This window comes from Clostridium sp. CTA-1, assembly GCF_054768215.1.
This window is the reverse complement of record NZ_BAAAAP010000024.1, coordinates 24045-43827: the sequence shown is the minus strand read 5'-3', so window position 1 is coordinate 43827 and position 19783 is coordinate 24045. Positions and strand designations below refer to the sequence as shown.

Below are 19783 nucleotides of genomic sequence, written 5' to 3'. Positions count from 1 at the left end.
AAATAGGTAGCTTTTTTAGATTGCTCATTTTCATATTGATTGTTCAAATAGAATGTATTGGTCTTCAAATTGGATTTTGGGGAAAGTATATTTCTACAAAATATTCGTGTTCCATACTTTTATGAAGTAGCGCAAAGTTGTATTTTACTAATAGGGTAGAATTGTATAAGTCAAAATGACGGCATAATTTATATAGATACTCCATTAAATCCTTTTTTACACCCCAGAACATAATATTGGAATAATATCCTGTTACACGATGCTGTGCCACAATGTTATGTTCAGCTGCAAATATAAATTGCTTTTGAAGTATAGTTGTATTTATTGTACTGTCAGCAAATGAAAAACCAATTATCTCGTCATTCTCTACTATTGTTCCATTCGGCTCGCTATGATAGAAAGCCCACTGCTCCAAAGATTCTATCCCTTCTGTTTGCTGTGATTTAGTATCTTCGTGCAGTAATGTTTCTAAATCTATTCTATAGATGGTAATATCAATTTCTTTATAAACTGAAGCAGTAGAAAATGTGTAATCATTTTTAAACTTAGAAATAGTCGTAAGTAACTCTAGCATATCCTCAGCATATTGATCAAGTTGATTTAATAATCTTTTTTCTTCGTTTATACGTTCCTTTTGTTCTTTTACCATTGATAAATATCCATCGATACTTTCCGAATCTATTCTTTCTTTCATTTGATCTAGGGGAATTTTTATATATTTTCCAACTAAAATCATTTCTAGGATATCCAGATGTTCTAAGGAGTAGTAACGATAATCATTTTGAGGATCAATAATTGGCCTTAACAATCCTTTTCGGTCGTAGTGACGTAAAGTATCAAGTGATATGCCATATAATTTACTTACTTGTCCAATACGTAGTAATCCCTGCATTTTATCCTCCTTAAAAAATTTAACAACACCAATTGACTCTTGAGTAGCTCAATGGTTTATTTTAATTATAGTACTTGAAAAAAATTAATTTGTAAAGGGGACAATATGCTGATGGACAATATTTATATTGAGAAGTATCAAAATACCGATTTTAGAGATGTAATTGCTTTATTAGTACAATCTTTTAAAAGCAAGTTTTGCCAACACCAAAAGCTAAGTGATAATGATATAGAAAATATTTTGTACGCTTCTTGGCATCTCAAAGCTGATGATCCCGCATATCTTCATTTTGTAGCTAAGCAAGACAAAAAGGTAGTTGGCGTAATTCTAATGCGTTGCAGCAAAACAGAAAATACTAATGAAGACATTCCTATTATATCGCTATGTAGACGATATGGTGTCTACAATGTTATAATGATGTACACCAAAATGGTAATGTTAGAAGATTACAAACTAAATGAAGGAGAGTGCTATATAGAGCATATTGCGGTCGATGGAACCTGTCGTGGAAAAGGAATTGGCATGTTACTTCTTCAGCATGGAGAACAGGCATTATTAGATAGAGGGTATACATCTTATACATTAGCAGTTGCTGGAGGAAACCCTGCAAAACACCTTTATTGCCGATTTGGTTTTGAGGATATAAAAAAGATAAAAAGTCCCTTAAAGGGATACTTTGTTGGAGAATCTCGATGGACTATAATGCAGAAGGCTTATAATTATAAGTAGCGGTAATATCGGTGTTTTGATTTTTATAAATCAAGCCGCCTTAAATGAATGGCCTTACCCAAATATAAAAAGCTATATATTTATACATCAAGCAATGAAAAATAATGAAAATGCAGAGTTCATATCAAGCTATATTAGTTTACGATAACTATAATTTGAGAATAACTAGAGAAATTATAGTTTTATTAGAAAGGAGATTGTTTATATGAAGGTTCAAGTTGTAGAGTATAGCAGCCAATGGCCCAATTTATATCTGGAAGAAGCTGAAAAGATTAAAAATATACTTGGAAACGAGTTAGTTGATATTTACCACATTGGAAGCACATCAGTGGTGAATTTAAATGCCAAGCCAATTATAGATATTATGCCTGTAGTAAAGGACATTACAAAAGTTGATAAGTATAATAAAGAGTTTGAAGATCTGGGATACGAGTCAAAAGGTGAATTTGGTATAGCCGGCAGAAGATATTTTAGAAAAGGATTGGAAAATAGAACCCATCAAATTCATGTGTTTGAAAAAAGCAACTTCAATGATATTGAAAGACATTTAGCTGTTCGTGATTATTTAAGAACACATCCAGAGGAGGCATTTGAGTATGGAGAACTAAAGAGCAGATTAGCTACCATGTTTCCTGATGATATAGAGGCTTATTGTGATGGTAAAGATCACTTTGTTAAGGAATTAGAAAGAAAAGCATTAGAATGGAATTCATCACGCTAATAACTTGGTATAGTATGTATTAAAATCAAGGTTTAATTTTATTTGAAAGTGAGTTGATTATTTTGAACTATAGACTACTTGAAAGGTCAGAACTTGCACTATTAGGTGAAATTGATAGAAAAGAAATTGTAAATGAAGTTTATTATTTTAGAGATAATAAACTTGAAATAGTAAATGAATTTTATAATATTGAGGGATGGGACTTGAAAGAGCTCCATGAATATATCGATAGATTACAAGACATATATGATAGAAATGGAACTATATATGGAGCCTTTGACAATAAAACAATTGTAGGTTTAGGGGCTTTAGAAAGTAAATTTATTGGCAGAAATAATGACCAACTTAAACTTGATATGTTATATATAAGTAATAATTATCGTAAAAAGGGTATAGGTAAAAATCTAGTGAATTTGCTATCTAAAAAAGCAAAAGAATTAAATGCCAAAAGTATGTATATATCTGCTACACCCTTTAAAAATACAGTGGAATTTTATTTTGCCATCGGTGCAAAATTAACAAATGAGATAAATAAAGATTTATATAAATTAGAACCATATGATATACATATGGTTTTACAATTACAATAAATATATGCTTTTAAAATTTTAAAAGAAGAATGGGATGAAGCATTAAAGCCAAAAGATGCTTAGGATAACAAAGGTGATATTGTAATCGGAAATGATGTGTGGATAGGATATGATGCTATAATTATGTTTTTTAGTATTATAGGTTTAATATCGTATTTACATTTTGAAAACTGGAAAGAATAAGAAATTTTATTAAGGCAAAAGTTTTCTAAACAATAATAATTGAATGAGTTAGTATTTAAGATGGAATATTCTTATTTAACATAACAACTGAAAAAATGAAACTGCATTATTCAAATTTGAATAATGCAGTGTTTTTACATCGTAGCACAAGTATATTAAGTAATAAAATTTAATATATATCTATTTAATATGAATTTGAATACTATTAATCTTGTTTATTCATTTCTAAGATTAAAATGTGAGAAGTTTCTTTTGATTTTATTAAAATATCGTCCTCAACTATTTCCATAGCATCTCTGTTGGCTAACTCAATATTGTTTATTATTGAATTTCCTTCTATCTGAACTAAATATGCCTGTCTTCCTTCCTTTACTGGAAAACCAATTTCTTCTCCTTTTTCAAGTTCTAAGGAATAAATATTCATATCCTGATTTATTTTTATTGGTGCATTTCCGTTTTTGCTTGAAACCATATGAAGCCATTTATTGTGTCTATCATCCCAATTAAATCTATAATCTCCATAGCTAGGTTTATACCCTTGTTTATCGGGGAAAATCCATATCTGTAGAAGCCTTAACATTTCTTTTCCGAAGTTATGCTCACTATGATATACTCCTGACCCTGCACTCATGAATTGAACATGACCACGAGTTATAGTATTCTTGTTTCCCATACTATCTTCATGTGTAAGATCACCATTAACTACATAGGATATTATCTCCATATCTTTATGAGGATGAGTATCGAATCCAGTACCAGTTTCAACTAAATCATCATTTATTACTCTTAAAACTCCAAAGTTTATATTATCTGGATTGTAATATTCAGCAAAGGAAAAGTGGAATTTACTTCTTAACCATCCAAGATTACTACTACCCATATCTTTACTTTCTATTTTTCTTAACATTCTACATCTCTCCTTTTAATTATCTTTTACCATCTTAATTTAAACTATAAATAAAATTTTCTATAAAAGTGGCTTTGCTAACTTTAATATATATATTAACGATATTTAATTTAGTTAGTTACATTTAGTAAGTATCTTTAAATTAATTATTGCACATAAATTATAATTAGTAAAGAAAATTTTTAATAATTATTTAAAGTTACTCTAGATTTATGTTTTATGAACAAAAAATAAAAAACTCCCTAAATCAATAGGAAGCTCTTTATGTAATCTTATTTAGTTCCATTTTTCTGCCCATTTTTGAACTTCATCCATAACAGCTTGTAAGTCTGACCCTTTCTCTGTAAGTTCATACTCTATACGTACAGGAGTTTCTGGATAAACTTTTCTAATAATAATTCCTTCCAGCTCTAATTCCTTAAATCTTTCCGTAAGAATACGAGCACTCATATTGGGAATTGCTTCTGATATATCAGAAAAACGCTTTTGCCCACTTAATAATGTTCTTATAATTAATCCAGTCCATTTCTTTCCTAATAGTTCAAAAGCGTTTTCAAATTTTGGACACATATGATATTTTTCCATATTCAATCACCACCTATTACTAGTATATCATGTTTACTTGACAAAAGTAAGTTACTTACTATATTATACCAATATAAGGATTTGTTGTCGTTTTATTTATAAAAATTCACAAATGGGGGGAATGGCTATGTCAGAATTAAAAAAAATTATTGAAGAAAGACGCTCTGCTAATAACTTTATAGAGGGGGTAAAAATTCCAGATAAAGATTTTACTGAAATATTTGAGCTCTTAAAACTTGCTCCTTCATGCTTTAATATTCAACATTCAAATTATTTAGTTGTAACAGATGAAGAGAAAAAGGAACAACTAAGAAAAGCAGCCTTTAATCAATATAAAGTACATACTGCTTCTGCAGTTATATTAGTATTGGGAGATAGATTAGCATATAAAAATGCAGAAAATATTTATTCAGGAATGCTTAATTTAGGGATTATGAGTAAATTAGATTATGATAATATTGTTCGTGATATAAATAATCTCTATGAGGGTAGGGGGGAAGATTTTCAGCGTAGTGAAGCAATAAGAAATACTTCTCTATCAGCTATGATGTTTATGTTAATTGCTAAAGATAAAGGATGGGATACTTGTCCAATGATTGGCTTTAATCAAGAGGAAGTTAGACAAATCTTCAATATTCCTGAAAACTACGAAATAGCTCTTATGATAACTATGGGAAAAGAAGATAGTTCTAAGACAAGAATGAGGGGGTATAGGAAACCTGTAGGAGAGTTTGTAAGCTTTAATAGCTTTGAATAGGGATCTCAGAAGGATATAAATATTTATTAAATATTAAAAATCAATAAATTTTTAAAATACCGTATTGTTCAAAAATGATATATTCCCATTTTCAGAAACAGATTTTTATTTTTTAATCTGTCTACTTTAAGGGGCGCATATCAAATCTGAATTTTACGGTGTTTTTACGTTGTAATACAAATAACTAGGTTCGAATACTTATAAATTATTGAATAATTTTTATAAAGTTAATTCATGGTATTTTAATATATGAATAATGTTATCTATAATATTCATGTCACTAAAATATATTTATAGGTATCAACCTAGTATAAAAACAAAATAATTATTTCATTTCATTGATTCTTATCTAATTCACCCATATTTTTTTAGGAGGCAGCGAGCATTCATTATAGTTTAATTGTTTTTTTATTTTCTATATTTCATTATTGGAAATAAATTCTTTAAAAGTTTTTATTTGTAATAATAAAATGAAAATTATGAAAATATTGAAAAATATTTAAAATGCATGTATAATTGTATATATTTATCAATTATTCAAATTAAATGGAAGAAGGTGAAATCAAATGATTCATTCAGTCATAATAGTTACTTAAAAAAATTAAATTAGGGGGTATGTAAAATGAAAAAAAATTTAACCAAAATAACAACTGTTATTTTATTAGTATTGTCTATAACACTAACAAATTTTTCAATGATTGTAAGAGCAGATGACGCAAAGGCACAAGGAACACAGAAGGTGGAAGCATCTAATGTTAATGAAGAAGTAAAAGATGCAGAGGAGACAATAAAAATACCTACATTAGAAGATATAGACAATTTAATAGATTCGGCAGAAGAAGTTAAAAGTGAAGAAGACATAAATAAAATGCCTCCATTGAAATTTCCGATAGAATTTCCAGAAATTAATACTAGGAGCATTATAGGAGAAAATAATTATCCCATTATTTTAGTTCATGGTTTTATGGGGTTTGGAAGAGATGAATTATTAGGATATAAATATTGGGGTGGAGTAGTTGATCTTCAAGAAAAGTTAAATGCCTCAGGGCATGAGACTTATACAGCAACAGTAGGACCAGTATCTAGTAATTGGGATAGAGCTTGTGAACTTTACGCTTACATAGTAGGTGGAACAGTAGATTATGGAGAAGCTCATGCAAAAAAATCTAAACATAATAGATATGGAAGGACATATCCAGGGATATATAAAAATATAAGCAATGAAAATAAAATACATTTAATAGGACATAGTATGGGTGGACAAACTATACGTACACTTACACATCTTTTAAGTAAAGGCAGTGAAGAGGAAATAAATTGCGGACAAGAAAATATTTCACCATTATTTGAAGGAGGAAAGCATTGGATTCATAGTGTTAGTACTATCTCTACACCTAATGATGGTACAACTTTATCAGATTTAATGCCAGCAAAAGATTTAATAAGTTATACATTTGGTGTATTAGGAACAATAACTGGTAAAAACAAGTTATTTAGCTCAATATATGATTTAAAATTAGATCAATGGGGATTAAAAAAGCAAAGTGGAGAATCTCAACGTGATTATATTGAAAGGGTTTTAGAAAGCAATATTTGGAATAGTACAAAGGATATATCAACTTATGATTTATCCACAGAAGGTGCACAAGAACTCAATACATGGGTAAAGGCTCAACCAGATGTGTATTATTTTTCTTGGACAACCCAAGCAACTAAAGAATCTATACTTACAGGTCATTCTGTAGCACAAATTGGTCCAATGAATCCTATATTTTATCCAACAGCAAACTTAATGGGTAAATATTCACGTAATAAAAAAGATCTTCCTATCATTGACAAGAAATGGTTCCCTAATGATGGTGTTGTAAATTGTATTAGTCAAGATGGTCCTAAATTGGGTTCTGATGATGTTATTGAGCAATATACTGGCGGAGCTAAAATGGGACAATGGAATGTAATGCCTAGAATTGTAAATACAGATCATATGGACATAGTAGGTACATTTGGTAACGTTAAAGATTGGTATATTGATTATGGAAACTTTTTAAGTAAATTGCAAAGATAAATACATGAAATAATTAAGATAAAGAGGGTGTCTCAAAATAAAAATAGCCTTAATTTTAAAACCATAAATATAAATAATACATTCATAAAGCAATTCATTTTGTTGAGTAGTTCTAAATTTGACTATATTAAAATTAAGGCTATTTTGAGACATCTTCTTTTTATAATGAAATTTACTTATACTAATTCACGCCATTTATTTTCCATTAGAGGTGGCACATAGTTTTTCATTTGTTTGATTAATTCTGAAGGATTGTCTGAAACTGAAATAAGCTTAATATTTGATTCATTCATGAAACCTTCAGTACAAGTGTTTTTAATCATATGTAAAAGAGGGTCAAAGAAGTTTGATATATTTAATATGCCAATAGGCTTTTTATGAATACCAAGCTGAGCCCAACTAAGTACTTCAAACAGTTCTTCAAAAGTACCCAGTCCACCAGGAAGTGCTATAAATCCATCAGAAAGCTCAACCATAGTTTGCTTCCTTTCATGCATGTTTTCAACTTCAATAAGTTTAGTCAAATTTTCATGAACCATTTCACCTGAGAAGAGCCCTTTAGGCATAACCCCAATAACTTTTCCGTTATTTCTTAAAACTTCATTTGATATCTCCCCCATAAGACCTATTCTTGAACCACCATATACTAATTCAATTTTATTTTCAGCCAATATTTTACCTAGTAGTTTAGCACTTTCTTTATATTCAGAGCGTAAACCTAGATTAGAGCCAGAATAAACACAGATTCTTTTCATAAAAATTACCTCCTATAATGATGTTTTATTGATTAAGATTTAAATATAAATCTCTAATTAATGAGTTTGAATAATATAAACCCCTAAGACTAAGAAAATAATACCTAGCGTTCTTAGTGGAGTTAATAAATGAATTTGGTTGCCTAATAATCCAAAATGGTCAAATATAACAGCAAAGAGTATTTGACCACATACTACAAGGCTAAACATACTTGCAAATCCAATCTTAGGAGATGCAAATATAGTTGTAAATATATAAAATGCTCCCAATAATCCCCCTAGAAACATCCACCAACTTGTATTTTTAATATGAGTAGCAGTTGGTAATGTACTAGAACCATTTAATACAGTAAAGAAGAATACTAATGCAAGTCCTAAAGTTCCTACACCAAAGCTAATAAGGGATGAAAGAATAGGATTTCCTATTTTAGAACGAAGTACAGCGTTTATACCAACCTGTAAGGTTAAGGCAAATCCAGATATTAATGATAGTAAGTAATAAATAAATACCACACTATAACCTCCAATGCTTTTAATTGTTGAATAACTTTTATAAAGCAATTATAATTAATATACTGATATAAGTAAAATTAATATCTAGTATAGGAGGTATACTAAATTTTTATATGTATATTAATCTTGAACTTTATAGAATTTTTTATATTACTGCCAAATTAGGCAGTATATCTAAAGCAGCAAAAGAGCTTTTTACATCACAGCCAGCAGTTAGTCAATCTATAAAATTATTAGAGGGAAAATTAGGTGGGGAATTATTTCATAGAACTCCAAGAGGAGTTTCACTTACTTTAGAAGGTGAGGTATTATTCAAATATATAGAACAAGGCTATGGTCTTATGATGACAGCAGAAAGAAAATTTTCAGAATTAAAAAATCTTAATTCAGGTCAGGTAAGAATAGCTGTATGTAGTGCAGTATGCAAATACTATCTAATGAAATACATAGAAATTTATAATTTAAATTATCCAAATATAAAAATTTATGTTAAGGATAAGTCAAGCCATCAAATAGCAAAAGCATTAGATTCAGGTGAGATAGATATAGGAATTTTGAATATGAATATAGACACAAGCAATTCTTTAAATGTCATTAAAACATTTAAAATACAAGATTGTTTTGTGGTAGGAGAGAAGTACAAGGAAATTTGTGAAAAACAGATAACATTGAAGGATTTAGTGGATAGATATCCTATTATTTTACTAGAGAAAGGTGGCAATACAAGGGGTTATATAGATAATTATTTTAGTTCACATGGATTGGATGTAGTACCGCAAATAGAGTTAAGTAATGTAGAACTAATGATAGAATTTGCAAAAAGAGGCTTAGGAGTTTCCTGTGTTATAAAAGATTATATCAAAAAGGAGTTAGAGCAGGAACAATTATATGATATATCTATTAAAGAAAAAATCCCAGAGAGAATTATGGGCATAGCAACTAAAAAAGATATTCCTATGTCTACAGCAGCTGAAAGATTTATTGATCTTATTGAAGATTAGATTATTTATTTTAACTTTACATTTAAGATATGATAAGCTAGTTCTTTATATTGATATAACCAAGATTAAAATTTAGCATTGCTATTAAATTATTTAAGGTAGGCGTTACCATGTTTTGTAAAATTAGATTAATTGATTTAGCTCTAAGCAAAAACTGTAATAATATCAAGGCATAGCTTTGCAAGGGCGATAAAAAAATAATTGATAAACTTCAGAAACGCCATTTAACCTATAATATTAAGTATAAAATATACTTAGGAGGAATTATTAAATGATAAAGATAGAAAATCTAAATAATATTAATAGAGATGATATGGATAATATACTAAATGTATGGGAGTCATCAGTAAGAGCAACTCATACATTTTTAAAAGAAGAAGATATAATATCAATAAAACCTCAAGTTAAAGAAGGTGTTGATTATGTTAGTAAACTTCTATGTGTAAGAGATGAAAAAGGTGCTATACAGGCATTTATGGGTGTACATCAAAGTAAAATTGAAATGTTATTTGTAGATTCAAACAGTAGAGGTAATGGTATAGGTAAAAAACTTATTAATTACGCAATAAATGTTCTAAATGCAAAGTTTGTAGATGTAAATGAACAAAATACACAAGGGGTAGGATTTTATAAACATATGGGGTTTGATACATTCAAAAGATCAGAATTTGATGACTACGGTAATCCATTTCCTATTCTTCATATGAAATTTTTATAATTAGTAATTTTTATATATCATTTATAAATTTAGATAAGTTATATCTATAACTAGAATTTGAATGAACATAGAAAAGTATTTAAATATGTAGTAAAGTTTAGGATAATGAATAGTGAACAGTATCATAAGTGAAGCTAGAAATAGAGTTTTTATAAGTAATATTAAAAATAAGCCAACGATATTTAAATATCATTGGCTTATTCAGTATACTATAAAGCTATAGCAGCGCTTTCAGTATAATCTAATGTAACAGTAGCTTCTTTAAAGTGAATTTCATAAAGAGATAGTTGATTTCCGACCTCATTTATTGTGATTTCATAATTAGGAATTTTCTTGATAAAATCATTTTTTAAATCAAATATTGTTAAATTGCTTTTTTGAATTAGTGCCTTATTAACTCTAACATGTTCATTTCCATTAGATGGGATAGTGGTAAATGCCACTATGTTGTTTTTAGAAAATTCTTCAATTTTTGGATTATCTGAGAATGTTGAAAAGTATACTACTCCTTTCTTTGAAACATCGTAGTAAAAATTAACAATTCGAACATTTGGAATATTATCTACACTTGTTGCTAAAGCTAACTCCTTTTGAGATAGCATAATCCTATTAAATTCTTGTGAAAAATTCATTTGTAATCCTCCTATATATTAGGTATATTATTTCTAACAGATTAAATATATCACAGTAAATCTGACCCCATTATGTCAAGGTTATAAAATAAATGTATACATGATTTCAAGGAGAGATATTATTGAAAATAGATAGATTGATATCCATTATTATGGTGTTACTAAATAATGAAAGAATAAGTGCAATAAAATTAGCTAAGATGTTTGAAGTTACACCTAGAACCATTTATAGGGATATAGATACAATATCTTTAGCAGGGATACCAATAATTACTCATACTGGGGTAAATGGCGGTGTTAGTATAATGCCTGAATATAAAGTTGATAAAAAGTTTTTTACTGCTTCAGATATATCAACACTTTTGATGGGGCTTTCTAGTGTTTCAACAACATTATCCAATAAAGAAGTTATAGGCACTTTAGAAAAGGTAAAGAGTTTACTTCCGAAAGACCAATTTAGAGATATTGAATTAAAGTCAAATCAAATAACTATTGACCTTACTACGTGGATGGGGAATAAGAGTTTTCAACCAAATCTTGAGAAAGTAAAAAGCGCTTTAAATGATAGTAAGTATTTATCATTTGAATATTATGGTGGTAATAGAAAAAAAGATAAACGCTGTATAGAACCATATAAATTAATATTGAAAGAAAATAACTGGTATTTACAAGGATATTGTACTTTAAGAGAAGATTTTAGAGTATTTAAATTATCTCGAATTTCAAACCTTGAAATATTAGAATCAATATTTGTACCAAGGGAGTTTAAATCAAAACCATTAGATGGAAGTGGGTGGATAGATAAAAGGCTTATTACAATTAAGCTTCTAGTTGATTGGTCTTTAAGAGAACAAATGGTTGAAAGATGTGGAGAAGAGAATGTAAAGGCTTATGGAGAGGATAAATTTATAGTTGAGTTTCCTTTTGTAGATGATGATTTAGGATATAATATATTAATGGGATTTGGAGATAAATGTGAATGTTTATCTCCAGAGAATGTACGTGTAGAACTTATTAAACGTATTAAAAAATTATTATACATTTATGAAAATTAATATTTACTTAGAAAAACCTCACTTGCAACTGATACGGAGAACCGTACAATAAGTAAGTGAGATTTTACTAAATTTGGATGAAGATATGGTGGTAAAGTGGATCTCACCACAAAAATGTTGAGATTTAGCCAGGTTAATTGGATAAATCTCTAGATTTTTGTGTCTAAGATATTCACGTAGATCTAATCCTATTAAAGGATACTTTTACAAACAATACATTTTACAGTCTGAAAAGGCTGCATAAATTGATAACATTAACATGTTAATTTTGAATTTGAATTTTCTCGATGTTTTTTTAATAATGTAAAAAAATAAACTAAAATAACAGATACTGCAACAATACCAGCTACAATTCCTACAGTTATCATTACTGTTTCTAGTCCTTTTTGTATAAATATTTTCTTGTTTTTTTGAAGCATTGCCTCCATAGTATAATAAAGTGTTCCCCCAGGAAGAAGTGGAATAATTCCTGGTATCATAAAAATATTTGTTGGTGCTTTTAATTTTCTTGCCATTAATTCAGACCAAAGGCATACTATCATTGATGCAATCATATTACCTAAAAATATACTTTCTGTAATGTGGTAGATAACAAGATAAATTGTCCAAGAAAGAAGTCCTCCAAAAGTTGCTGCGGCCACATGTTTTTTGTTTACAGAAAAAAATAGTGTAAATCCCAGGGTGCCAACTCCAGCCATTAGCACTTGTATTATATTTTTCCACATTAAAGTATACCTCCTAATAACATCATTGAACCTACAAATCCTATTGCAATTGAAAGAGCAATCATAAATGCTTCAATTAGTCTATATAATCCAGGCATTATATCTTGATAGAATATTTCTTTTACACCATTTATTAAAATTAATGCTGGTATAAATATCATTATATCTCCAATCATAACTTTATCCACATTCATACAAAGTCCAAAATGGCCACATAATTGAGCAAGGCAGCCTGATAAAAAACAGGCAATTACTGTATATATTACACGATTTAATTTGCGAATTTGAAAAAAATGATCCATGCCAAATATTACAATTCCAATAATTGAAGATACAAGGCCATCTAAGAATGTACCACCAAAAAATACAGCAAATCCAGCGGCAGCTAGCATATATCCTATACACTTTTTAATATTACTTTCTTTACGCAACTTATTATTATCCAATGCAGAACCTATTTCAGAAATGGGGGGAACTTTACTGCATATTTCTCTAGCCATAGCATTTAATGCTTCTAACTGGCCTAAATCCGTTGCTGTAGAATTAATTCTAACTGACTGTGTATAATGTCTTCCTTCACTATCTTTCATTGTCATAACAATCAAAGTTGTAATGGCGTATACATTACAGACTTTAATATCATATGCATTACAGATACGTATAATCGTATCTTCTACACGACGGACCTCAGAGCCACACATTACCATGCGTCGCCCAATTTCCAACACATACTCCTGAAATTTATCATATTTTGCCTGCATAATAAATAACCTCTCCATTAAAAATTGTTTTTTCACCCACATATTTCTTAATATAAATAAATATTTACTGCCAAACAAATTCAGACATATATAATTATATAATTATTTTTTATTTTATACTACATTTTTCCTTATTTTTTATGTTTGAAGTGTGATATAAAAAACTACGAATTTATACAATAGCCAAGCATCATGCAAAGTGCTTTCTACTAAGTTTTATTATAATTATTTTGTAAAGTGTTGACCCTAACATCACGTCATAGTGTAATATAAAAATACAGCTTGAATATATTACAAAAATTTCTAGCCGGCCGAGTATTAGATAACATTGATAGCTGTAAAATCAAACTTTGAGGTGTAGCAATGAGAACAGTAAAACAAGTTTCGGATTTGACAGGAATAAGTGTGCGTGCACTACATTACTATGATGAAATAGGATTATTAAAACCAAGTGAAATTACAGAGGCAGGATATAGACTTTATGATGATAAGGCTCTTAAAACCTTGCAGCAGATTTTATTTTTTAAGGAACTTGATATACATTTAAAAGATGTTAAAGAGATAATGTCAAGTCCATACTTTGATAAAATGCAAGCATTAAAAAATCAGAAAAAGTTACTTTTGTTAAAACGCAAAAGGTTGAATGGCTTAATAGAGCTTATAAATAAAACATTAAAAGGAGAAAGTACAATGAATTTTAAAGAATTTGATATGAGTGAATATTATAATGTATTGGAAGAATTTAAAACAGAACATGAAGATATGATAATTAAGGCTTATGGTAGTGTAGATAAATATAATGAACTTATTGAAAAATGTAAATCTAATGAAGATAAGATTGCTAAAATGGCTATAAAGCAGTATGGAAGTATTGAAAAATATGCTAAAGCTGTAAAGAAAAATTTTAATAGTGATATGATAACTTTATCAGAACAATATGATAAGTTTAAAAAAGATTGTTTAGAAGATAAGCATCCTAAATTAAAAGAATTATATAGAAAGCTTACATCTGACTTAAGTAAAGATACTTCTTCAAAGGAAATTCAACAAATTGCTGAAGAAATAATCAATATAGCTAAAAAAGATTATGAGGCTTTCAAGATGGATAATGGAGATGATCATTGGTACTATATGGTACAAATTTATTTGGTATATCCTGAATGGATAGAAGCAGTTGATAAGAAATATGGCCATGGTGCATCTAAATTTATCGGAGAAGCTCTAAAAAATTGTTCGGGAACTAAGCAGCCTAAAGTAGAAGAACTATATGAAAAGCTAGTATCTGACTTAGGTAAAGATCCTTCTTCACAGGAGATTCAACAAATCATTGAAGAAATATCAGATGAAAGTAAAAAAAATCAGGAATTTTACAAAGTAGATGAGGGGGAGAATTATTGGGGTTATATGGCAGAACTTTATTTATCAAATTCTACTTTTATAAAAGTAATTGATAAGAAACATGGCAGTGGTGCATCTAAATTTATTGGAGAAGCTTTAAAATTTTATTCTGAAAATAGTAAGTCGTGAATTAAAAACTATGAAGGATTTGACATGCAGAACGAAAGTTACAAGTATTAGCTTAGATATTCAAAAGGAACTTAAATTAAATAATTAGAAGTTAAAAATCGCGTAATTCAAGAAAGGAAATTATGCGATTTTTCGTAATACTACTAACGGTACTAAAACTGTTATTATTTGCTACTTACACGGTGAAGCGTACCACAAATAACGGTAAGAATTTATCAAAAGAGATGGACCGTGATAGATTATTCTATAACGGTCGTAGAATAGTGGTAGGGCTAAACCGAATCGCTTGTATTGGATTTAAAATAATACAAAGCGAGTAAAAGAGCAAATCTTACTAGTAAGTTTATTGAAACTCAACAGCCACTCTTATTCTTGTTTATTCGAAATGATTTTAAATCCTTTGCACGTTGTACAGCCAAAATTCCGTCTAAATGATCATACTCGTGTTGAAATAGTTCTGATAGATCACCTTCAAGATACATTTCACAATCTTCCCAGTTTAAATTTTTATAAGTTACTTTGCACTTCTTATGTCTTTCTACATATACTTCAAGACCTGGAAAACTCATGCAATCATCCCATAGTTGAAAGGTATCGTCTCCAATAAATTCAAGAACTGGATTAATGAAATAATGAGTTTTATAGCCTAAATGCATGTAGATTATTCTTACAGATTCACCAATCTGTGGTGCCGCAATGGCTCTACCAAATCCATATTGATTTTTAAAAGAAACAATCGTGTCATGTAAGTCATTGATTACTTGCTTAGCTTTATCTAAATTTGATTTCTGTATTTCCTCAGAAATTCTGTAAAGTATTTCATCACCTAATAATAGGATTGATTTTGTTGGCATAATATAACCTCCCGTTTTGGATTAAATTATTATAAATAGATACTAAACAACTGAGATTTTGTCATTAAGTTAAGCAACCCCACACCGACGGCTCCTGATTTGTCAGATATTTCTTTCATGTTCAAGATACGCTGTGGACTGCATTGATGATTATCAGTTGATTTGCTATAATTATATAGCAGTATTATCCCTATAAAAAGGGATGGTTACTGAATATTTTATGGGGTTGGTTTTGTGGAAATACAGATTACATTAAAAAGAAATATTAGTGTTCCATTATACATTCAAATATATGAAGCATATCGAGGTGCAATACTTAGTAGTCATTTAGAGCCGAATTCAAAACTTGCTTCAATAATGCAACTAAAAGGATCCCTTTGTGTAAGTCGTAATACAATTGAGATGGCGTACTTACAACTTTTATCAGAAGGATTTATTTATAGTAAAAGTGGGAGCGGCTATTTTGTATCTGATTTGGATAATTATGAGTCATTAGATTATTCTAATGATCAATCTAGTTCCAAAGAAATTAGTATACCTCCAATAGAAAGTTTGCATTTAAACAGAGCTCATGCAAAGTACGATTTTAAGCCAGGGTCAGTTGAGCATAATCAATTTCCATTCAAAACATGGAATAGAGTTGCTCAAAATATAATGAGCTTAGAGAATCAAGAGATTTTAACATACTCAGATCCAAGGGGAGAATTATTACTTCGTATGGAGATATCTAAATACCTTAAGCGCTCACGAGGAGTTAATTGCCATCCAGATCAAATTATTATAGGTGCAGGGACTCAAACTCTTATCAGTTTACTTTGTTTCATACTAGGTAAAAACAAGCCTTTAAAAGTAGCTTTAGAAGATCCTGGATTTACAGCTGTTAGAAAAGCATTTGAATGGAATGGATGTGATATCATACCAATTAGTTTAAATAACAATGTATTCGATATCTCAATGCTTAAAAGTAAATTAGATTATCCTTCTGCTATATATCTAACACCTTCAAATCAACATCCTATGGGTGGCCTCCTAAATGTTTCTGAGAGATTGAGTCTATTAAACTGGTCTAAGAACAAAGATACTTATATTATTGAAGATGATTATGATAGTGAATTCCGATATAACATCCATCCTGTTCCAACAATGTTTAGTCTCGATCAATTTGATAAAGTGATATACCTAGGTACATTTTCTAAAACATTATTTCCCGCTATGCACATTGGTTATATTGTTTTACCCAAGAATCTCGCAGAAGAATTTGTGGAAATAGGGTGCTACTATAATCAAACCGCATCAAAAATCCATCAGCTTACCATAGCTGAATTTATGAAAAGTGGATATTTTGAACAACATATAAGAAAAATGAGAACTTTATATGGAAAAAAACATAAGAAAATTGTTGATTCCATAAATAAGGTTTTTGGCAGTCATGCTCATATCATTGGAGATCATGCTGGTGTAAATTTAACTCTTCGAGTTAATAGACCTCACTCTGAAAGTGACCTTATCCAAAGAGCTAAAGAAGTTGGTGTTATTGTATATCCAATTTCCTTCTATCATTCAAATCAGAAAAGTACAAATAAACGTAATGATATCTTCCTTGGTTATGGGCACATGAAACTTAAAGAAATTGAACATGGGATTACACTCTTGGGAGAAGCATGGTTATAAGGAAGCTGCCTCAAAATATATTTAATTTTAATATAGCAAATATAAAAAAATACACATGATAAACATATGAATAAGCTTTAGTAGTTCTTAATCTGGCGCAATTAAAAATTTTCGTAATTCCTCACAGGACGTGAGGAGCCAGTGGTGAAACCAAGGATGGTGCCTCCACTGGGTAGAAAATTTTTAATGGAGCTAGATTTAGAACTTCTTAGCGAACTGAATAGTTTATAGGTGTATTTTTTATATTTGCGGTTTTAAAATTAAATATATTTTATACTAGTAAGTATCTAATAAACTTTAATTTTAAAAATGATTATAAAAAACAGTTTGGGAAATATCTTTTCTTTTTTGGTGATTAGGATTTGGTTTTGCATCCTTACTTGGATAACCTAGTGGCAAAAGGCATATTGGTTCAAGATTTGTTGGTATACTAAAAGCATTACGAATAGTATTTGGGTCAAAATGACCAACCCATGTTGTACCCAAGCCAAGTTCAGCAGCTTGTAACATCATATGTGTAGCAACAATACTCCCATCAATATCAGTATGGCTTTTCCCATCATAACTGCGTTTCCAAGCTTCATTTTTATCCGCGCATATAAGTAAAGCCATAGGTGCATTGAAGTGATAAATTGTACAAGTTTTTAGTTTTTCAAGAGCTTCAGTATTTTCAATTACTAAAATTCTTTGAGGTTGATAATTTACAGCAGTTGGAGCTAATTGTCCTGCTTTTAAAATTAAATCTAGTTTTTCTTGTTCAATCTTTTTGGTATCAAAATTTCTTACAGAATATCTTTCTTTAGCTAAGTCTATAAAATCCATATAAACATCTCCATTCTATAATATTTATTTTCCTGTCTTCTTTTATTATAATAATTACAAAGCAGAAAAAGAAGTATGCACTTTTTAGTAGCATACTTACCATTAGGAGAGTGTAATTAAATTTATTAGTATTTACTACTGATAAGGTTAACCTGTGACAAACCCAAAAAAACATCCGTTGTATAAATTGGCAGGAACAATAAAGAATATGAAGGAATATTTTTATAGAAGGTTAATAGTATAGAGTATATTTTACCATCCTGTCTAATAGCAAGAAAAATCCATTATTAAATATGTTTTTATTATATCCAAGATATGTCGATTTAAATGAAAATTTGTATCTTAATCTAATTATATAATTAGATTAAGATGCGAACATATTAAGGAATATGAACATAATATAGAAGTATAGCCAGTAAAAAATATAGAAAGGTGTTATTTATGTGGGCTTGCAAGGCATTTATAATAATATTATTAGCATCAATATTATTAACATTAATATTTATAAAATTAATATTTATATCAATATGCACCAATATAAAACCATATAATTATAAATTCACAATAGATTGTATGGATAAAGATAATAAGGAGTGTACTAGAGTTAATTTATATGCTCAAAATTTATATTTGAATTCTCACTCTTAAACTTTAACTTAAGAATAAAAAAGAGGTGAACAATTAATGGAAACAAATAATATAGATATGGAAGAATTAATGAAGATGAAAGAATTAATGAACATGGAAGAATCTTCTGAAGATAACGAGAAAAAATGGGATAAACACGATAAACATTCACACTGTGGTAAGGTTAATATATATACTAAGAATGTTTATTTATCCATAGATTGCCATGGACACAAATGGTAATCTAATTATATTTTAAAAATTATATTTGAATTCTTACTCATAAACTTTAACTTAAGAATAAAAAAGAGGTGAACAATTGATGGAAATAAATAAGATAGATATGGAAGAATTAATGAAGATGAAAGAATTAGTAGATATGGAGAAATACGACAAGGATAATGATAAGAAGTGGGATAAACACGATGAACATTCACACTGTGGTGAGGTTAATATATTTACTAAGAATGTATATTTAACTATAAATTGCCATAGACACAAATAGTAATCTAGTTATATTTTAAATTAATTACTCTGAGGTAGTTCTTAATTAGAACTACCTCAGATTATTTCTAGAGTTTTTTACAATATAGAAAATTAAGAATAATAATTGGATATAATAGTAAATAAAAAGAAGAGCGATATTTTATCATTCTTCTTTTGACGTGAAAAAATTTTTCCTAATTTTATCTT

General features: G+C 29.0%; 22 protein-coding genes and 1 pseudogene. 13 read left to right on the top strand and 10 right to left on the bottom strand.

What is annotated here, in order from left to right; genetic code table 11:
• Positions 1–64: 64 nt before the first annotated feature.
• Positions 65–892: a MerR family DNA-binding transcriptional regulator gene (locus tag ACYUEW_RS15810; protein WP_265203153.1), complete on the bottom strand. Its 828-nt coding sequence runs from the start codon at positions 890–892 to the stop codon at positions 65–67.
• A gap of 111 nt (positions 893–1003) precedes the next feature.
• Here ACYUEW_RS15810 and ACYUEW_RS15805 point away from each other — a divergent pair, with 111 nt between their 5' ends.
• The 4 genes and pseudogenes from ACYUEW_RS15805 to ACYUEW_RS15790 form a co-directional block, all read left to right on the top strand.
• Complete coding sequence (locus ACYUEW_RS15805; protein ID WP_460277246.1) at positions 1004–1621, top strand: GNAT family N-acetyltransferase; 618 nt, start codon at positions 1004–1006, stop codon at positions 1619–1621.
• Positions 1622–1826: 205 nt separating this feature from the next.
• Entirely contained in the window at positions 1827–2342 is a 516-nt protein-coding gene (locus ACYUEW_RS15800) for a GrpB family protein (RefSeq protein ID WP_460277244.1), read from the top strand.
• A gap of 62 nt (positions 2343–2404) precedes the next feature.
• Positions 2405–2932, top strand: a complete 528-nt coding sequence (locus ACYUEW_RS15795; protein WP_265203150.1) for a GNAT family N-acetyltransferase — start codon at positions 2405–2407, stop codon at positions 2930–2932.
• Between the two features lie 3 nt (positions 2933–2935).
• Positions 2936–3058: pseudogene (locus ACYUEW_RS15790) on the top strand (acetyltransferase); the annotation flags it as partial.
• A 262-nt stretch (positions 3059–3320) separates the two neighbouring features.
• Here ACYUEW_RS15790 and ACYUEW_RS15785 read toward each other — a convergent pair.
• Positions 3321–4022 (bottom strand): pirin family protein, encoded by a 702-nt coding sequence (locus ACYUEW_RS15785; protein ID WP_460277242.1) that lies wholly within the window; start codon positions 4020–4022, stop codon positions 3321–3323.
• Between the two features lie 276 nt (positions 4023–4298).
• Positions 4299–4607: a winged helix-turn-helix transcriptional regulator gene (locus ACYUEW_RS15780; protein ID WP_003489058.1), complete on the bottom strand. Its 309-nt coding sequence runs from the start codon at positions 4605–4607 to the stop codon at positions 4299–4301.
• Between the two features lie 127 nt (positions 4608–4734).
• On the opposite strand from ACYUEW_RS15780, the gene ACYUEW_RS15775 reads away from it, so the two are divergent.
• The gene (locus ACYUEW_RS15775; RefSeq protein ID WP_257411780.1) at positions 4735–5364 is read left to right on the top strand and encodes a nitroreductase family protein; all 630 of its coding nucleotides are present in this window, start codon (positions 4735–4737) and stop codon (positions 5362–5364) included.
• Positions 5365–5986: 622 nt separating this feature from the next.
• Positions 5987–7429 carry an esterase/lipase family protein gene (locus tag ACYUEW_RS15770; protein ID WP_460277239.1) on the top strand — a complete coding sequence of 481 codons (1443 nt, stop codon included), beginning with the start codon at positions 5987–5989 and terminating at the stop codon, positions 7427–7429.
• Positions 7430–7605: 176 nt separating this feature from the next.
• On the opposite strand, the gene ACYUEW_RS15765 is transcribed toward ACYUEW_RS15770, so the two are convergent.
• Together ACYUEW_RS15765 and ACYUEW_RS15760 are read right to left on the bottom strand one after the other, a co-directional pair.
• Positions 7606–8184 carry an LOG family protein gene (locus ACYUEW_RS15765; protein WP_265203148.1) on the bottom strand — a complete coding sequence of 193 codons (579 nt, stop codon included), beginning with the start codon at positions 8182–8184 and terminating at the stop codon, positions 7606–7608.
• Positions 8185–8241: 57 nt separating this feature from the next.
• Positions 8242–8697, bottom strand: coding sequence for a DMT family transporter (locus ACYUEW_RS15760; RefSeq protein ID WP_043031660.1), 456 nt, complete (start codon positions 8695–8697; stop codon positions 8242–8244).
• A 113-nt stretch (positions 8698–8810) separates the two neighbouring features.
• On the opposite strand from ACYUEW_RS15760, the gene ACYUEW_RS15755 reads away from it, so the two are divergent.
• Together ACYUEW_RS15755 and ACYUEW_RS15750 are read left to right on the top strand one after the other, a co-directional pair.
• Positions 8811–9698, top strand: coding sequence for a LysR family transcriptional regulator (locus ACYUEW_RS15755; RefSeq protein WP_265203147.1), 888 nt, complete (start codon positions 8811–8813; stop codon positions 9696–9698).
• 271 nt (positions 9699–9969) lie between these two features.
• Complete coding sequence (locus ACYUEW_RS15750) at positions 9970–10416, top strand: GNAT family N-acetyltransferase (RefSeq protein WP_460277235.1); 447 nt, start codon at positions 9970–9972, stop codon at positions 10414–10416.
• A 209-nt stretch (positions 10417–10625) separates the two neighbouring features.
• Here ACYUEW_RS15750 and ACYUEW_RS15745 read toward each other — a convergent pair whose 3' ends face one another.
• Positions 10626–11048 (bottom strand): pyridoxamine 5'-phosphate oxidase family protein, encoded by a 423-nt coding sequence (locus ACYUEW_RS15745; RefSeq protein WP_460277233.1) that lies wholly within the window; start codon positions 11046–11048, stop codon positions 10626–10628.
• Positions 11049–11170: 122 nt separating this feature from the next.
• On the opposite strand from ACYUEW_RS15745, the gene ACYUEW_RS15740 reads away from it, so the two are divergent.
• Positions 11171–12103, top strand: coding sequence for a helix-turn-helix transcriptional regulator (locus tag ACYUEW_RS15740; RefSeq protein WP_043031664.1), 933 nt, complete (start codon positions 11171–11173; stop codon positions 12101–12103).
• A gap of 254 nt (positions 12104–12357) precedes the next feature.
• On the opposite strand, the gene ACYUEW_RS15735 is transcribed toward ACYUEW_RS15740, so the two are convergent.
• Together ACYUEW_RS15735 and ACYUEW_RS15730 are read right to left on the bottom strand one after the other, a co-directional pair.
• Positions 12358–12828 (bottom strand): threonine/serine exporter family protein, encoded by a 471-nt coding sequence (locus ACYUEW_RS15735; RefSeq protein ID WP_003489076.1) that lies wholly within the window; start codon positions 12826–12828, stop codon positions 12358–12360.
• Entirely contained in the window at positions 12828–13589 is a 762-nt protein-coding gene (locus ACYUEW_RS15730) for a threonine/serine exporter family protein (protein WP_042386314.1), read from the bottom strand. The genes ACYUEW_RS15735 and ACYUEW_RS15730 overlap by 1 nt, the downstream gene beginning before the upstream one ends.
• 363 nt (positions 13590–13952) lie before the next feature.
• Between ACYUEW_RS15730 and ACYUEW_RS15725 the strand changes: the two genes are divergently transcribed.
• The gene (locus tag ACYUEW_RS15725; protein ID WP_460277230.1) at positions 13953–15116 is read left to right on the top strand and encodes a MerR family transcriptional regulator; all 1164 of its coding nucleotides are present in this window, start codon (positions 13953–13955) and stop codon (positions 15114–15116) included.
• 353 nt (positions 15117–15469) lie between these two features.
• Here ACYUEW_RS15725 and ACYUEW_RS15720 read toward each other — a convergent pair whose 3' ends face one another.
• The gene (locus ACYUEW_RS15720; protein WP_043031669.1) at positions 15470–15970 is read right to left on the bottom strand and encodes a peptide deformylase; all 501 of its coding nucleotides are present in this window, start codon (positions 15968–15970) and stop codon (positions 15470–15472) included.
• A 234-nt stretch (positions 15971–16204) separates the two neighbouring features.
• Here ACYUEW_RS15720 and pdxR point away from each other — a divergent pair, with 234 nt between their 5' ends.
• Positions 16205–17641 (top strand): MocR-like pyridoxine biosynthesis transcription factor PdxR, encoded by a 1437-nt coding sequence (gene pdxR, locus ACYUEW_RS15715; protein WP_003489084.1) that lies wholly within the window; start codon positions 16205–16207, stop codon positions 17639–17641.
• 303 nt (positions 17642–17944) lie between these two features.
• Here pdxR and ACYUEW_RS15710 read toward each other — a convergent pair whose 3' ends face one another.
• Positions 17945–18463 (bottom strand): nitroreductase family protein, encoded by a 519-nt coding sequence (locus tag ACYUEW_RS15710; RefSeq protein WP_003489085.1) that lies wholly within the window; start codon positions 18461–18463, stop codon positions 17945–17947.
• Between the two features lie 684 nt (positions 18464–19147).
• Here ACYUEW_RS15710 and ACYUEW_RS15705 point away from each other — a divergent pair.
• Positions 19148–19333: a hypothetical protein gene (locus tag ACYUEW_RS15705; RefSeq protein WP_265203134.1), complete on the top strand. Its 186-nt coding sequence runs from the start codon at positions 19148–19150 to the stop codon at positions 19331–19333.
• Positions 19334–19412: 79 nt separating this feature from the next.
• Positions 19413–19595 carry a hypothetical protein gene (locus ACYUEW_RS15700; protein ID WP_265203214.1) on the top strand — a complete coding sequence of 61 codons (183 nt, stop codon included), beginning with the start codon at positions 19413–19415 and terminating at the stop codon, positions 19593–19595.
• The last annotated feature ends 188 nt before the right edge of the window (positions 19596–19783 follow it).

Bases quoted from the DNA above. Each gene is read 5' to 3' on its own strand.
- ACYUEW_RS15755 (WP_265203147.1), top strand. From the start codon at position 8,811: ATGTATATTAATCTTGAACTTTATAGAATTTTTTATATTACTGCCAAA.
- ACYUEW_RS15720 (WP_043031669.1), bottom strand. From the start codon at position 15,970: ATGCCAACAAAATCAATCCTATTATTAGGTGATGAAATACTTTACAGA.
- ACYUEW_RS15700 (WP_265203214.1), top strand. From the start codon at position 19,413: ATGGAAATAAATAAGATAGATATGGAAGAATTAATGAAGATGAAAGAA.
- ACYUEW_RS15800 (WP_460277244.1), top strand. From the start codon at position 1,827: ATGAAGGTTCAAGTTGTAGAGTATAGCAGCCAATGGCCCAATTTATAT.
- ACYUEW_RS15710 (WP_003489085.1), bottom strand. From the start codon at position 18,463: ATGGATTTTATAGACTTAGCTAAAGAAAGATATTCTGTAAGAAATTTT.
- ACYUEW_RS15785 (WP_460277242.1), bottom strand. From the start codon at position 4,022: ATGTTAAGAAAAATAGAAAGTAAAGATATGGGTAGTAGTAATCTTGGA.
- ACYUEW_RS15735 (WP_003489076.1), bottom strand. From the start codon at position 12,828: ATGTGGAAAAATATAATACAAGTGCTAATGGCTGGAGTTGGCACCCTG.
- ACYUEW_RS15730 (WP_042386314.1), bottom strand. From the start codon at position 13,589: ATGCAGGCAAAATATGATAAATTTCAGGAGTATGTGTTGGAAATTGGG.
- ACYUEW_RS15765 (WP_265203148.1), bottom strand. From the start codon at position 8,184: ATGAAAAGAATCTGTGTTTATTCTGGCTCTAATCTAGGTTTACGCTCT.
- ACYUEW_RS15745 (WP_460277233.1), bottom strand. From the start codon at position 11,048: ATGAATTTTTCACAAGAATTTAATAGGATTATGCTATCTCAAAAGGAG.
- ACYUEW_RS15780 (WP_003489058.1), bottom strand. From the start codon at position 4,607: ATGGAAAAATATCATATGTGTCCAAAATTTGAAAACGCTTTTGAACTA.
- ACYUEW_RS15810 (WP_265203153.1), bottom strand. From the start codon at position 892: ATGCAGGGATTACTACGTATTGGACAAGTAAGTAAATTATATGGCATA.
- ACYUEW_RS15750 (WP_460277235.1), top strand. From the start codon at position 9,970: ATGATAAAGATAGAAAATCTAAATAATATTAATAGAGATGATATGGAT.
- ACYUEW_RS15725 (WP_460277230.1), top strand. From the start codon at position 13,953: ATGAGAACAGTAAAACAAGTTTCGGATTTGACAGGAATAAGTGTGCGT.
- ACYUEW_RS15775 (WP_257411780.1), top strand. From the start codon at position 4,735: ATGTCAGAATTAAAAAAAATTATTGAAGAAAGACGCTCTGCTAATAAC.
- ACYUEW_RS15705 (WP_265203134.1), top strand. From the start codon at position 19,148: ATGGAAACAAATAATATAGATATGGAAGAATTAATGAAGATGAAAGAA.
- ACYUEW_RS15770 (WP_460277239.1), top strand. From the start codon at position 5,987: ATGAAAAAAAATTTAACCAAAATAACAACTGTTATTTTATTAGTATTG.
- ACYUEW_RS15805 (WP_460277246.1), top strand. From the start codon at position 1,004: ATGGACAATATTTATATTGAGAAGTATCAAAATACCGATTTTAGAGAT.